This is a genomic window from Sphingobium sp. (assembly GCF_035511395.1).
Classification (GTDB): Bacteria; Pseudomonadota; Alphaproteobacteria; order Sphingomonadales; family Sphingomonadaceae; genus Sphingobium.
Window position 1 is genome coordinate 1 of record NZ_DATKFP010000212.1, and the last position, 13,157, is coordinate 13,157.

Genomic DNA, 13,157 nt, shown 5'->3' on the forward strand with positions numbered 1-13,157 from the left:
CACAAGCCTCGAAATGCTCTCTAACGTTGCAGCGATGATGTTCAGAACTTTCTTCGTAGACATCGTCCAGGACAATATCGTCACAAAATCTTGGCGAAGGTAGCGACCGATCCCTGGGGAAAAGGTCGCTTTGTTTTCGCGGCAGTGTCTCCTCTATTTATCGGAGTTCCCGCTAGAGCGCATAGCAATTCCGCTGTTCCCTCCATATTGGCCGATACGATGCTATAGAAAACGAGTTTCGCATCGCGGCGCGTCTGAACCAGTTCCGCCTTGCGCAAAATTGCGAGTTGTTGGGACAGGCCCGGTTGACCGATGCCGGTGAGGGCTTCGAGTTCGCCTACAGACTTCTCGCCATGTTCGAGGAGCGTCCGCAGGAGCTTCAGGCGGACGTCATGGGCGATCGCCTTGAGGACGCTGGCAGCCTCTTCAAGCTGCGTATCGGTGAAAGTCATCACTTGCCTGTTTTCCCATGCTTGTCGGGCTGCGTGCGGTGGAACCAGCAGCCATCGCCCGCCGCATCGAGCGCACCGTGCTGGTCCTGATAGGGCGGAAGAAGCACGTCATCGCCGGGATGCCAGCCTTCGGGGGTCACTACGTTGTCGTTGTCGACCCGTTGCAGCGCGGTCAGGACTCGAAGCAGCTCCTCCACCGATCGCCCGATGGTGGCTGGATAGCAGAGCTTGGCGCGGACAATGCCTTCGGGGTCGATGAAGAAGGTCGAGCGCAGCGTGGCCGCGTCGGGGGCGTTGTCCGCGAGCATTCCATAGGCGCGGCCGATCACCATCGAGGGATCTTCGACGATCGGGAAAGCGATGGTCACGCCGAAATGCTCGCGGATCGCCCTGATCCATCCGAGATGGGAATAGAGGCTGTCGACCGACACCGCGACCAGGTCGCAGCCGAGCGCCTTGAACCGATCGCTGGCGCGCGAGAGGGCGACGAATTCACTGGTGCAAACCGGCGTAAAATCGGCGGGATGAGAGAACAGCAGTACCCAGCGGCCGCGATGGCCGGACAGGGTCATGTCGCCCATCGTCGTGCGGGCGCGGAAATCAGGCGCGGGATCGCCGATCTGGATAGGGGAGCACACGGCATTGTCGTCTGCGTTCGAGTTCAACTTTCTCACTCCTGCAGAGAGGCAAGTCTTGAACCCTCTCCCTTACACGGTTACATCATGCGGGTAAACGATTAAGCGGTATTGGCGTTCCACAGGAGAGAAGCGCATGTCCGATGTCCCGCTGGTAGCCTGCCCGGTTTGCGCGAGCATCAACCGCGTTCCTGCAGCGAAGATCGGCGCGGCGCCAATTTGCGGGAAATGCGGAATGCCGCTTTTCCAGGGACAGCCGGTCGATGTCGACCAGGCGGCATTCGATCGGCATGTAGGTCGCGGAAGCCTGCCGGTTCTCGTCGATTTCTGGGCGAGTTGGTGCGGACCTTGCCGCGCCATGGCGCCGGCGTTCAAGGCGGCCGCTGCGGAGCTGGAGCCGCATGTCCGGCTCCTGAAGGTCGATACCGAAGCTGAGCAGGGTATTGCCGGGCGCTACCGCATTCAGTCGATTCCGACGCTGATCCTGTTCAGGGGTGGCCGCGAGGTCGCCCGACAGGCCGGGGCGATGGACCGTGCGCGACTCGTCGCCTGGACAAGGCAGGCGCTCGTCACCGCCTGATTCGGGGTGTGATGACCCCATACTTAGCATAAACGATGCTTTGACGTGTTCGCGCCTCTGGTCCCGTGCGCTGCGAATCCGGCCTAATTCGGCCGATTGCAGAAGTGATTGAAAAATCCGATCAAAGGAATTAGATTTATCGTGTTATCACGATTAATAGAAATGTGTATTCAATATCTGTCACTCACTCAGTCACAGGAGACGATAAAATGACAGACCAGGTCACTCCCTCCATGCCGCGGATCAACGAACCCGCGCCTGCCTTCAAGGCCAAGACGACCCACGGCGAACGCTCGCTCGACGATTACAAGGGCAAGTGGCTCGTTCTCTTTTCCCACCCCGCCGACTTCACGCCGGTCTGCACGACCGAATTCATGGGCTTCGCCAAGGCCGCCGACCGCTTCAAGGCGCTCAACTGCGAACTGCTGGGCCTCTCCATCGACTCGGTGCATTCGCACATCGCCTGGATGCGCAGCATCGAGGAGAAGTTCGGCGTCGAGATCCCGTTCCCGATTATCGACGATCTGTCGATGAACGTCGCCAAGGCCTTCGGCATGATCCATCCCGGTGCCTCGGACACCTCGGCCGTTCGCGCCACCTTCATCATCGACCCCGAAGGCATTGTCCGCGCGATGGTCTATTATCCGATGTCGAACGGCCGCTCGGTCGATGAATTCGTCCGCCTGCTCACCGCGCTCCAGACGTCCGACGCCAACAAGGTGGCGACGCCTGAAAACTGGCAGCCCGGCGAGCCGGTGATCGTGCTGCCGCCCGCGACGGCTGAAGCCGCCAGGGCCCGCAAGGACGAAGGTTACGACTACACCGATTGGTATTTCAGCAAGAAGACCCTCTGAGGCAGCTGGGCCGGCTTCGCGTCCCAAGTGCGAAGCCGGTACGCCGGGCCAGACAGGAAAGGACAAGGCCCATGGCCGACCCGCAAATCCGTGAAGCCACCCGCATCGTCGAGGCCGCGAGTAATGCGCGGCCCGCGGTCATCCGCAGCTTCTTCGACGAGGACACGTTTACCGTGACCCACGTCATCTCAGATCCCGCCACGGCCAAGGCCGCGATCATCGATAGCGTGCTCGATTTCGATCCGGCTTCGGGGCGCACCTCCTTCGCGTCGGCCGACAAGGTGATCGACTATATCCGGAGCGAAGGGCTCGAGGTCGAATGGCTGCTGGAGACGCACGCCCATGCCGACCATCTGTCGGCCGCGCCCTATCTTCAGGAGAAGCTGGGCGGCACGCTGGCGATCGGTCGCCATATTCTCACCGTGCAGGAGGTCTTCGGCAAGATCTTCAACGAGGGAACGCGCTTTGCTCGCGACGGCTCGCAGTTCGACCGGCTGTTCGATGACGGCGACCGTTTCAGGGTCGGCTCGATCGAGGCGATCGCGCTGCATGTGCCGGGCCATACGCCCGCCGACATGACCTATGTGATCGGCGATGCGGCGTTCATCGGCGACACGCTGTTCATGCCCGACTACGGCACGGCCCGCGCTGACTTCCCGGGCGGCGATGCGCGCACGCTTTATCGGTCGATCCGCCGCCTGCTGTCGCTCCCCGATCAGACCGGCCTTCATCTTTGCCACGACTACAAGGCCCCCGGGCGCGATACCTATGCCTGGGAAACGTCGGTCGGCGAGGAGCGAGAGCATAATGTCCATGTTCGCGACGGGGTGAGCGAGGACCAGTTCGTCGCCATGCGCGAGGCGCGCGATGCGACGCTCGGGATGCCGCGCCTCATCCTGCCGTCCATCCAGGTCAACATGCGCGGCGGCCACCTGCCCGAGCCGGAAGACAATGGCATGCGCTACCTCAAGCTGCCGATAAACGCGCTGTAAGGCCATGGCACTCGAACCCATCCAATATCTGCTTGGTGCCGGATCGGGCTCGCTCGTCGGATTCACGCTGGGGCTGGTGGGCGGTGGGGGCTCAATCCTCGCCGTCCCGCTCATGGTCTATCTGGTCGGCGTCGCCTCGCCGCATGTCGCGATCGGCACCAGCGCGCTGGCGGTCGCCGCCAATGCCGGGGCCAATCTCGTTCCCCACGCGCGCCAGCGGACGATCAAATGGCGTTGCGCCGGCATGTTCGCCGCTGCTGGTGTCGCCGGCGCCTATGCCGGATCGACACTCGGTAAAGCGTTCGATGGACAGAAGCTGCTGTTCCTGTTCGCTCTGCTGATGGTCCTGGTTGGCGGGCTGATGCTAAAAAGCCGGGGCGATCCCGGCAATCCCGATGTCCAATGCCGGCGCGAGAATGCGCCCAAGGTGATCGGTTATGGGGCCGCCACTGGTCTCTTTTCCGGGTTCTTCGGCATCGGCGGGGGCTTCCTGATCGTGCCGGGACTGATGGCTTCGACCGGGATGCCGATGCGCAACGCCGTCGGATCGTCGCTGGTCGCCGTCACCGCTTTTGGTCTGACTGCCGCGCTCAACTATGCCCTTTCCGGCCTGGTTGATTGGGGGCTTGCTGCGGCGTTCATCGCCGGCGGCGTCATCGGCGGCCTTGTGGGCGCGGCGCTCTCTCGGCGGCTGTCGGCGCACAAGGGGGTGCTCAATACGATATTCGCACTGCTGATCTTTGCGGTTGCCGCCTACATGCTGTGGCAAAGCACCGCCGCGATCCTGGGCTGATTCTTGTAACGACGATGGGAATACATCGATGAACGATGCTGGGGAGAACAGGGAAGGTTTGGCCGCGCACGATTGGGCCGGCCAGGCGGGCATGCGTTGGCTCGCCCAGCTCGACCGCTTCGAAAGCATGATCGAGCCGATCGGCAGGGCGTTGCTTGCCCAGGCCGCATACAACTTCGGCGAAACGGTGGTCGATGTCGGATGCGGCGGTGGCTGGACCACGCGGCAGATCGCCACGGCCGTCGGCAACACCGGATTTGTGCTCGGCCTCGACATCTCACCCGATCTGGTGGGGATGGCCAGGGAACGGGCACAGCGCGCGGGCCTTGCCAATATCCGCTTTGAGCAGGGCGATGCCGCCACTGCGATGCCGAAAGAAGCGCCGTTCGATCGGCTGTTCTCGCGCTTCGGTTCGATGTTCTTCGCTGAGCCTTATCCCGCTTTCGCCAATCTGCGCCGGATGTTGCGCGATGGCGGGCGGCTCGACATCGCTGTCTGGGCGCCCATCGCTGACAATCCGTGGCAGCTTAGTGTCATGGGCATCATCAAGGAGCATATGGACCTGCCGACGCCGCAGTCGCGCGCGCCGGGACCATTCGCGCTCGGCGAGCAGGACTATGTGATCGACCTTCTCCAAAGCGCGGGTTTCTGCGAGGTCAGATTCGATGCCTGGACAGGTGAGCAGCGCGTGGGCGGCCCCGGCAGTGATCCCGAGAGCGCCGCTCGCTTCGTGCTTGAGGGGATGCAGATCGGCGATCTTGTTCGACAGAACGGGGCAGAGGTACGCAAGGCCATTCACCAGCATCTTGTCGAGCTGTTCGAGCGCCATTGCGATGAGAATGGCGTTCATATGGGGGCGAAGGCCTGGCTGGTGAGCGCACGGGCCTGAGAGCATTCAAGAAAAGGGTGATAATATGGCGCGCAAGAAGCTATCGCTTCGGCTTCCGGGGAAAGGTTCATCCGATGGTGACGCTGCCAATTCCGAGGAAATAGCGGCGGCGCTCGCACTGATCGAGACGCATGGGCAACGTGCCGGACAGGCTCTTGTCGATGAGGCGCAGGCTCCCATCAAGGCTCGCGACGATCACCGTGTTTTGTTTCTGGAACGTGTGCGCGTCGCCCTATTGACGATCGAGCCATCCTCGTCCGCCATGCGGCCTCAATGAAAGCTGAATGGTATCGTAAAGACCAACTGCTCGCTTTCCACGCCCATAGGCGGTGTTGGAAAAGGAGCAGCATTGCGCACCGTGCGGAGCGCCAGGCGATCGAGCGCGGCATTCCCGCTGCTGCCGGCCAGCTCGACGGCAATCAGCGCGCCGTCAGCCCCGACGATGAAGCGGACCGTTGCGACCCCGTCGAGGTGGATCCCCGCGGGCTTGCGCGCGGCTATTCGCGCCCAGAGCTGGCGCTGATAGGCCGCAAGCGCGGACTGTTTCTTATCATCCTGGGCTTGCGGCGGCGCGACCTCGGGTTCCGGCGCGGGCGGTCTGCTTACCGGCGCGACAGCGAACGGAGAGGCGATTGCTGGAGCAGCGGGTATAGGCGACGAAGCTGGTCCGCCTCTTTCTCCCGTCGTAGCCAGCTCAGGCGGGTGCGCAGGGCGCCGCTCCGGCGATAGGCGGGCCTCGTCTGTCCGCGATCGCGACAACGTTGAAGGCGGTGGTGACGGTGGCGACGGGGTAAACAACCGGAAGCGGCTCACCTGCACAGGCTGCGTCATTCGCAGCCGTCCCGATAGATTGGCATTGAGCGCCACTAGCACCAGCAGGCAGCATGACGCGGCGGCAAGGCCCGCGCCCAGGCGCTGCGACCAGGCCGAGGGCTGGCCATAGCCTGCCCTCGGCTCCTCGTTCATGTCGTGCGAGTTCGGGAGCATGGGCGCTCAAAACGCAATCGTGATCCCGGCGTTGACCGATCGCCCCCGGCCCGGAACCGGGCGGCGCACGCCGGTCGCCTTCAGATCGCCGAGCGACATGCCGCTAAGCGGAGCATAATAGGCCTTGTCGAACAGATTGTCGGCGCCGAGCGTCAGGCGAACCTTGTCGATGCGATAGGCGAGCTGGACATTGAGCAGCGCGTAGCTGCCCGTCCGCGGTTCGTTGCGGGTCGGATCGGCGCGATCCTTTTCCGTCACGATGTCGAGGTCAATCCGGGTTTCGAGGCCGCCGATCCGATGCTCGAGGCTCAGCGCCGCATTGAACGGCATCTGGTGATAGAGCGGTGCGTGGTCGGTCAGATTCTGGCCGTGCAGCCAGCTCGCGCGCGCGGTCAGACGCGCGGTGCCGGCCGACGACGATGACCATAGCGGCACGGCGCCCGATATGTCGATGCCGTAGATCTCTGCCTTCTGGTTGGCGAACTGCAATTGAACGAACCCGGTCGGACTGCCCATCATGTCGGTGAAGTCCGCCAGCTTAACGGCGTCGATATATTCGTCGACATGGGTGTAATAGGGCGCGATCTTGAACGACCAGCCATCCTTGCCGCCTCCGGAAATGGCCAGGGCGGCGCTCAGCGTATCGGCCTTTTCGGGGCGAAGGTCGAGGTTGCCGACATAGCCGTTCCCGTCGCCGAACCACCCGATCATGCGGCTCGCCATGCTGCCCCGGCCCCAGCTATAGCGCTCGTAGATATTGGGCGAGCGAACCTTGCGGGCATAGCCGATCTCGATATCCGCCCCGTCCGAAAGCGCGTAGCGGACCAGCAGGCTGCCGCTCCAATTGCTGTCGTGGCGCTTGCGGTCGGCCTTGTTGAACGCCGCTGCCGCCATGACATCGGCCATCTGCATCATGCCGGTGCCATAGGGCGCGACCTTGCCGGTGTTCATCCAGACCTGATCGTTACGGATGCCGGCGATGAGGGAGAAACCGCTATCCCAGCGCGTTTCCCACTCGAGGAAGGTGCCGAGCCGATCGCGCTTGGCCCCGTTGACGTTGATGAACGCATTCGGCCCCATCATCATATTGCCCACAACGGGCGGCCAATAGTCGTTGAGCCATTGATGCTGGAATTCGCTGCCCAGGCGCAGCGTGCCGCCGCCGAGCAATATATCCGCCTGGACGGTATAGCTCGCGCTGTGGACCTCCGTGTTCATCGGCATCCCGCCGGTCGCGGTCCCGCCCTTGTCGGCGAGGAAGTTCATGACGTGGTCGGTGTCGCGCCAGCTCGCCCGCACATCGAGATTGCCCCAATCGAAGACGCCGGCATAATGGCCGTTCAGGAACCATGATTTGTTGGACGTCATGTCCATATATTGGTTCGGGAAACCCTCATAGGGCGTGAAATGATAGCCGCCTTTCAGCTCGATCAGGCCGTTGCTGACTTGCGCTGCGAGATTGAGGCTGTGGTCGGTCTTGGCATATTCGCTGGACCGCACGCCCCCCAGCGAGCCGCCGCCCTTGAAATTGCCGGCCTGGGTATAGGAGCCGCTATAGGTCAGGCTGAGCCTGTCGCTTGCGGCCGTCACGGACAGCGCGCCGCCGAACCCGTCGCCATTGCTTCGATAGAAGGCCGATGCTTCGCCGGTCAGCAGCGTTTCGCCCTGTTTCGCAAAGCGGGGCGGAGCGCTCTCGACGCGAATGATCCCGCCGATGCTGTCGCCGCCATAGCTGACTGGCGAAACGCCGGTAATGACGTCGATCGCGCTCACGGTTTGCGGATCGGTGTAGGACAGGGGCGGATTCATATCGTTCGGACAGGCCGAGGCAATCGCCACGCCGTCGACCAGCACGGTCAAGCGCTGCGCTTCAAGGCCCCGGATCACCGGCAAGGTCGAGAAGCCCCCGGCCCCATAGCCGCTGACGCCGGGTACGCTTTGCAGGATCGCTGCGGTATCGCTCGAGCCGACCTGAAGGTCGCGCAGGCGCGAGGGGGAAAGCCGCTCACCCGAAACCGTCGACCCCGCCTCGCTCGCCGAGCTAACGTCGACCTCTGGCAGCGGCGTCCCGTCCTGGGCGAAGGCTCGCGAGATGGGGGCGCCCGCCAGCACAGCGACGAGTGCGGGAAAAGCGAAGCTCCCGGCGAGGCGAACCTTGAAAGTTGGTTGCTTGCTGGTGGAGCGAGCGAAGGCAGGCATGGTGGTTGCCGCGCAATGCGCGGAATCAAGCATAATCGTCATGTCGGAATCCTGATTCACATGCGGCGCCCCGGCGAGGGGCGCCCATCAACGGGGAATGTCGAAGGAATCAGGTGGTGGGAGGACCGATCGCCGGCGGGCGCAGATAGGTGCCGCGCCGGAGGACTATGCGGTTTGGACGCCGAAAAACCGTTGCGAGGATGAAGGCGAGGGCGACGGCTAGGAGCAGCGCATCGACGGCCGCGAGCGATGGCGAGGACAGGCCGGTAAAGGCGCAAGGCGCTTCCGCCTTCTTGTGCTCGTCATGGTCCTGCTCGCCGCCTTTGCTCGGCAACTTGATTGCGATCTTCTGAGGCCCTTGCCCCGAGCACAGCTGGACCAGGATCACGCCATTCGAGACGACCGGCATGAAACCCGCCGGCACCAACGCCTTCACGAGCAGCGCAGCGCCTAGCAGGAGCGCGCACAGCCAATGGTGCCGGACAAGGAATTTGCGAGCTTCGGTCACGCAGCATCCTCTAAGTGCAGGCTCGTTTCATGTCGAGAATGTTTGCTTGCCGTATGTTAGCTAGTCGTGCCCCGCTTCATCTGGTGCCCAGATGCTGTGGGAATCGATCTGGATCTTGAGCAGAGCACGATCGGCTTCGGAGCGCGCCTCGATTTCCATTCGGCGCGCGTCATTGGCCTGCCGGCGGGCATAGAGCATATCGGAGAGGTCGATCTGCCCGAGTTGGTAACCGCGCACCGTCCTTTCGGCGGCGTCGCCGGCGCTGCGCGCCGAAGCGTCGGCATTGCGCCAGGCATCGAGCCGGGTGTGCGCGTTGGAAAGGTCGGCATTGGCGGTCGCCTCGATGCTGCGCTGCACGGCCGCGAGTTCCATGCGCGCGGCATTGGCCTCGGCTGACGCCTGATCGGCTGCGGCTCTGCGATAGCCACCGCCGAGCGGGATTAAAGCCACCACGCCCGCGCCGGCTTCCGCGCCGCCGCGCTCGCTGAACAGGCGGACGCCGAAGCTCGGGTCTGCGATGCGATCCGCTCGCACCCGACGCGAAGTCACGTTCAGACGCTGCGCTTCCTTGTCGGCGGCGCGGATCTCGTGACTGCGCTCGATTACCAGGTCGCGCATCGCTTCCAGCCCCTGGGCGGGCAGCATGGGGTCGGCCAGTTCTGGTGGTTCGGAGGGGAGCGGGATTTCCGGAAAGGACGCTGCGAAGGTCACGCGCGCCTGTTCGCGCAGCGAGAGTGACGATGCGGCCTGCGCGCGCGCCTGAGCCAGCGCCGCCTGCGCCTGGTCGAGGTCGAGTTGGGCGGCGTCTCGCAGCGTGACCCGCCGCTTTATGGCGGCGATTGCCTCCTCCAGCCCGCGGACGCTGTCGAGATCGTTGCGATAATGGCTTCCCGCAGTGAGCCAGTCGTGCCAATAGCCGGCCAGCAGCAGCGCGGTTTGATGGCGGACATCCTCCATCTGGTTTTCCGCGACCTCAATGCCGAGCGCACCGGCTTCGCGGTCGAGCGCGGCCTTGCCCGGCAGGCGGAATGGGCGGCTGATTGTCGTATCGAATTCGTCGAACCCGCCTTCGCGATCGACGGTTCGGCGAATGTAGCTGCCGCTCACCGTCACTTCGTGGGGGCCTTTGCGCAGCATATCGCCGCGTGCCCGTGCGGCTTCGACGCGCGCAATTGCGGCGGCGACGCTGGGGTGATTGTCGAGCGCTTCGTTGACCTTGTCGGCAGGCGGCAGATCGGTATGCTGGGCCAGGGCAGGCGCGGCCGTCAGAAGGCCGAGAGCGGCGAGTACGATCCGCATCAGGCGATCCTTCCATGATCGAGCAGGGGCGTCGTGCGCCACCGGACCGGCAGATCGCGCCGCGCGTCTTTTACGGTGCGGAGCAGGTCGGGCACCGCGTCTGCGCTCACGATCAGTTCGAGCGTCGAACGCTTCAATTCGCCCGACACGCGCTCGGCGGTTCCCGCATCGCCAAAATCGCGACCTCGCACAGCTTCCCCGCGGACATGGATTGGCGTGGGGGAGACGGCGCGGATCGCGTCCACGAGAAGCTCGGTATCGCGGGTGGCGCAATGGAGGGTGAACAGCAGGTCAGGCATTAGCGGCCTCCCCGGCGCTTTCCCCGAAGCGCTCGAACAGGATCGGCAGTAGGACCAGCGTCAGCAAAGTGGAGGTAATGAGGCCGCCGATCACCACGATCGCGAGCGGCCGCTGGATCTCGGACCCCGGCCCGCTGGCGAACAGCAGGGGGACGAGGCCGAAGGCCGTGATGCCGGCAGTCATCAGCACCGGTCGCAGCCGACGCTGCGCGCCCAGGCGCACGGTCTCGGCCATACCCACCCCGTCGGCGCGCAACTGGCGGAAATAGGCCACCAGCACCAACCCATTGAGCACGGCGATGCCGAGCAGGGCGATGAACCCCACCGACGCCGGGACCGAGAGATACTCGCCCGACAGCCACAGCGAGATCAGCCCGCCGACCATCGCGAAGGGGATGTTGGAGAGGATCAGCAGCGCGGCGCGCAATGAGCGCAGCGCCGCCAGCAGGACGAGGAAGATCAACACCAGCGCTACGGGCACCACCATCATCAGCCGGGCCGATGCGCGCTGCTGGTTCTCGAACTGACCGCCCCAGACGATGCTGTAGCCTGCCGGTAGCCGTACCTTGGCGGTGACCTGCGCCTTCGCCTCATCGACATAGCCGACCAGATCGCGGCCGGAGACGAAGGCCTGCACCAGCGCGAAGCGCGAGCCGTTCTCGTGATCGAGCTTCACCGGTCCCTGCGTGCGCTCCACCCGCGCCATGTCGCTGACACGCGCCAGCGTGCCATCGGGCGTGCGCAATTGCAGGTCGGCGAAACGGGCCGGATCGCTCCGGATGCCGTCGTCACCGCGAATGACGATCGGAATGCGTTTCTGACCTTCGGCCACGACCCCGGACCGCACGCCCTCGACCTGTGCGCGCAGCGCGTCCTGGAACTGGTCGACCGGCATCCCGAACCGCCCCGCCGCCGCGCGGTCGATGTCGAGTTGGAGATAGTCCACATTGTCGTTGGCGACCGTCAGGACCTCCGATGAGCCGTGGATGCCGGACAGGATATCCTGGATCCGACCCGCGAGCTCGGCGAGCGTTGCGGTGTCAGGCCCGAAAATCTTGACCGCTAGATCGCCGCGCGCGCCGGTGAGCATCTCCGAGACGCGCATCTCGATCGGCTGGGTGAAACTCGATTGGATACCGGGCAGGCCGTCCAGCGCCTTGCGCATTTCCCCGACGACGAAATCCTTGTCCCCGCGCCATTGCGAGCGCGGCTTCAACTGGACGAAGCTGTCGGTCTCGTTCGGTCCCATCGGATCGAGACCGATCTCGTCGGAGCCGACGCGGGCGATCACGTCCTCCACCTCCGGCACGGTGCGGAGCGCGCGCTGCACCGCCATGTCGCCGGCCACCGATTGGTCCAGGCTGATCGAGGGCAGCTTGGTAAGCTGCACGATCACCGAGCCTTCGTCCATCGTCGGCATGAAGGTCTTCCCGGCCGCGCCATAAGCGAGGCCCGCCAGCACCAGCCCGGTGGCGGAGAGACCATAGACCAGCTTCTTGTGCGCGAACGCCGCGTCGAGCAGCGCCTGGTAGCGCGGGCCGATCTGCCGCATGATCCATGGCTCACCATGATGGCCGCTCCTGAGGCTGAAGGAGGCAAGGACCGGCACCAGCGTCAGGGCGAGCAGCAGGGAGCCCGCGAGCGCGAAGACGATGGTGAGCGCGACGGGCGCGAACAGCTTGCCCTCCAGCCCCTGCAGCGAAAGCAGGGGCAGGAACACGAGCGCGATGATGACGATGCCCGCCGACACCGGCACGATCACCTCGCTGGTTGCGCGGAATACGTGGTTGAGTCGGGGCGTGTCCTCGCCCTGGGCATGGCTCAGGCGCTCGACGACATTCTCGACCACCACCACCGCGCCGTCGACCAGCATCCCGATCGCGATGGCGAGCCCGCCGAGGCTCATGAGGTTCGCGGACAGCCCCATGACGCGCATGAACAGGAAGGTGATGAGCGCGGCCATCGGCAGGGTCGCCGCGACGATCGTGGCCGCACGCCAGTCGCCGAGGAACAGGATCAGCAGCACGACGACCAGCACGGTCGCTTCCAGCAGCGCCTCCTCGACCGTGCCGACCGCGCGCCCGATCAGATCGGAGCGATCGTAGAAGACATGGATCTGCGTGCCTGCGGGCAAGCTGTGCTGAAGCCCGGCAAGCCGCGTCCGCACGCCATCGACCACCGCCCGCGCATCCGCGCCGCGCAGCGCGATCACCAGGCCCTCCACCGCCTCGGCCTTGCCGCCGCGCGTCACCGCCCCATAGCGGGTGAGGCTGCCGGTGCCGACTGTGGCGACGTCGCCCAGGCGGACGATGCGGCCGTCCCGGCTGGCGATGACCAGCGTTTGCAGATCCTCCACGCTGCGGATCGCGCCCACGGCCCGGACGATCAGCGATTCCTCGCCATCGGTCAGGCGCCCCGCGCCGTCATTGCGATTGCCGCTTTCGATCGCGGTGCGCAGATCGGAGATCGAGAGCTTCGCGCTCGCCAGCGCCACCGGATCAGGCCGGACCTCGAAGGTACGAACATAGCCGCCCAGCGCGTTCACGTCCGCGACGCCGGGCACTGTGCGCAGCGCCGGGCGGATCGTCCAGTCGAGCAGTTCGCGTTTCTGCTGGAGAGACAGCGGCCCTTCGATCGTGAACATGTAGACGTCGGACAGGGGCGTCGAGA

14 protein-coding genes are annotated in these 13,157 nt (G+C 64.6%); 6 read left to right on the plus strand and 8 right to left on the minus strand.

Going from position 1 to position 13,157, the window contains the following annotated elements:
* Positions 1 to 80 precede the first annotated feature (80 nt).
* Both VMR39_RS14730 and VMR39_RS14735 read right to left on the minus strand, forming a co-directional pair.
* Positions 81 to 455, minus strand: coding sequence for an ArsR/SmtB family transcription factor (locus VMR39_RS14730; protein ID WP_031291857.1), 375 nt, complete (start codon positions 453 to 455; stop codon positions 81 to 83).
* Entirely contained in the window at positions 452 to 1,117 is a 666-nt protein-coding gene (locus tag VMR39_RS14735; RefSeq protein ID WP_021246249.1) for a peroxiredoxin, read from the minus strand. Before VMR39_RS14735 ends, VMR39_RS14730 begins: the two co-directional genes overlap by 4 nt.
* A 106-nt stretch (positions 1,118 to 1,223) precedes the next feature.
* Between VMR39_RS14735 and trxC the strand changes: the two genes are divergently transcribed.
* The 6 genes from trxC to VMR39_RS14765 all read left to right on the plus strand — a co-directional run bounded on the left by trxC (position 1,224) and on the right by VMR39_RS14765 (position 5,472).
* Positions 1,224 to 1,667, plus strand: a complete 444-nt coding sequence (trxC, locus tag VMR39_RS14740) for a thioredoxin TrxC (protein ID WP_021246250.1) — start codon at positions 1,224 to 1,226, stop codon at positions 1,665 to 1,667.
* Between the two features lie 209 nt (positions 1,668 to 1,876).
* Positions 1,877 to 2,521, plus strand: a complete 645-nt coding sequence (locus VMR39_RS14745) for a peroxiredoxin (protein WP_021690804.1) — start codon at positions 1,877 to 1,879, stop codon at positions 2,519 to 2,521.
* Positions 2,522 to 2,592: 71 nt separating this feature from the next.
* Entirely contained in the window at positions 2,593 to 3,513 is a 921-nt protein-coding gene (locus tag VMR39_RS14750; protein WP_021246252.1) for an MBL fold metallo-hydrolase, read from the plus strand.
* A gap of 4 nt (positions 3,514 to 3,517) precedes the next feature.
* Entirely contained in the window at positions 3,518 to 4,306 is a 789-nt protein-coding gene (locus tag VMR39_RS14755; RefSeq protein ID WP_021246253.1) for a sulfite exporter TauE/SafE family protein, read from the plus strand.
* 28 nt (positions 4,307 to 4,334) lie between these two features.
* Positions 4,335 to 5,195: a class I SAM-dependent methyltransferase gene (locus VMR39_RS14760; RefSeq protein ID WP_021246254.1), complete on the plus strand. Its 861-nt coding sequence runs from the start codon at positions 4,335 to 4,337 to the stop codon at positions 5,193 to 5,195.
* A 25-nt stretch (positions 5,196 to 5,220) separates the two neighbouring features.
* Entirely contained in the window at positions 5,221 to 5,472 is a 252-nt protein-coding gene (locus tag VMR39_RS14765) for a hypothetical protein (RefSeq protein WP_021246255.1), read from the plus strand.
* Here the strand turns inward: VMR39_RS14765 and VMR39_RS14770 are convergent.
* From VMR39_RS14770 to VMR39_RS14795, 6 genes are all read right to left on the minus strand, one after another.
* Complete coding sequence (locus tag VMR39_RS14770) at positions 5,466 to 6,182, minus strand: energy transducer TonB family protein (protein ID WP_021690801.1); 717 nt, start codon at positions 6,180 to 6,182, stop codon at positions 5,466 to 5,468. The two genes, VMR39_RS14765 and VMR39_RS14770, sit on opposite strands and share 7 nt — an antisense overlap.
* A 6-nt stretch (positions 6,183 to 6,188) precedes the next feature.
* Entirely contained in the window at positions 6,189 to 8,381 is a 2,193-nt protein-coding gene (locus tag VMR39_RS14775; protein ID WP_096362195.1) for a TonB-dependent receptor, read from the minus strand.
* Between the two features lie 109 nt (positions 8,382 to 8,490).
* Positions 8,491 to 8,889 carry a DUF2946 family protein gene (locus tag VMR39_RS14780; RefSeq protein WP_021246258.1) on the minus strand — a complete coding sequence of 133 codons (399 nt, stop codon included), beginning with the start codon at positions 8,887 to 8,889 and terminating at the stop codon, positions 8,491 to 8,493.
* Positions 8,890 to 8,949: 60 nt separating this feature from the next.
* Complete coding sequence (locus tag VMR39_RS14785; protein WP_021246259.1) at positions 8,950 to 10,188, minus strand: TolC family protein; 1,239 nt, start codon at positions 10,186 to 10,188, stop codon at positions 8,950 to 8,952.
* Positions 10,188 to 10,487: a DUF3240 family protein gene (locus tag VMR39_RS14790; RefSeq protein WP_021246260.1), complete on the minus strand. Its 300-nt coding sequence runs from the start codon at positions 10,485 to 10,487 to the stop codon at positions 10,188 to 10,190. Before VMR39_RS14790 ends, VMR39_RS14785 begins: the two co-directional genes overlap by 1 nt.
* Positions 10,480 to 13,157 (minus strand): CusA/CzcA family heavy metal efflux RND transporter (locus tag VMR39_RS14795; protein WP_325416738.1); only part of this gene is annotated, 2,678 nt, incomplete at its 5' end. The genes VMR39_RS14790 and VMR39_RS14795, both read right to left, overlap by 8 nt.

Excerpts from the sequence above, each read along its gene's own strand:
- trxC (WP_021246250.1), top strand. The coding sequence starts at position 1,224 with ATGTCCGATGTCCCGCTGGTAGCCTGCCCGGTTTGCGCGAGCATCAAC.
- VMR39_RS14745 (WP_021690804.1), top strand. The coding sequence starts at position 1,877 with ATGACAGACCAGGTCACTCCCTCCATGCCGCGGATCAACGAACCCGCG.
- VMR39_RS14750 (WP_021246252.1), top strand. The coding sequence starts at position 2,593 with ATGGCCGACCCGCAAATCCGTGAAGCCACCCGCATCGTCGAGGCCGCG.
- VMR39_RS14755 (WP_021246253.1), top strand. The coding sequence starts at position 3,518 with ATGGCACTCGAACCCATCCAATATCTGCTTGGTGCCGGATCGGGCTCG.
- VMR39_RS14760 (WP_021246254.1), top strand. The coding sequence starts at position 4,335 with ATGAACGATGCTGGGGAGAACAGGGAAGGTTTGGCCGCGCACGATTGG.
- VMR39_RS14765 (WP_021246255.1), top strand. The coding sequence starts at position 5,221 with ATGGCGCGCAAGAAGCTATCGCTTCGGCTTCCGGGGAAAGGTTCATCC.
- VMR39_RS14770 (WP_021690801.1), bottom strand. The coding sequence starts at position 6,182 with ATGCTCCCGAACTCGCACGACATGAACGAGGAGCCGAGGGCAGGCTAT.
- VMR39_RS14775 (WP_096362195.1), bottom strand. The coding sequence starts at position 8,381 with ATGCCTGCCTTCGCTCGCTCCACCAGCAAGCAACCAACTTTCAAGGTT.
- VMR39_RS14785 (WP_021246259.1), bottom strand. The coding sequence starts at position 10,188 with ATGCGGATCGTACTCGCCGCTCTCGGCCTTCTGACGGCCGCGCCTGCC.
- VMR39_RS14790 (WP_021246260.1), bottom strand. The coding sequence starts at position 10,487 with ATGCCTGACCTGCTGTTCACCCTCCATTGCGCCACCCGCGATACCGAG.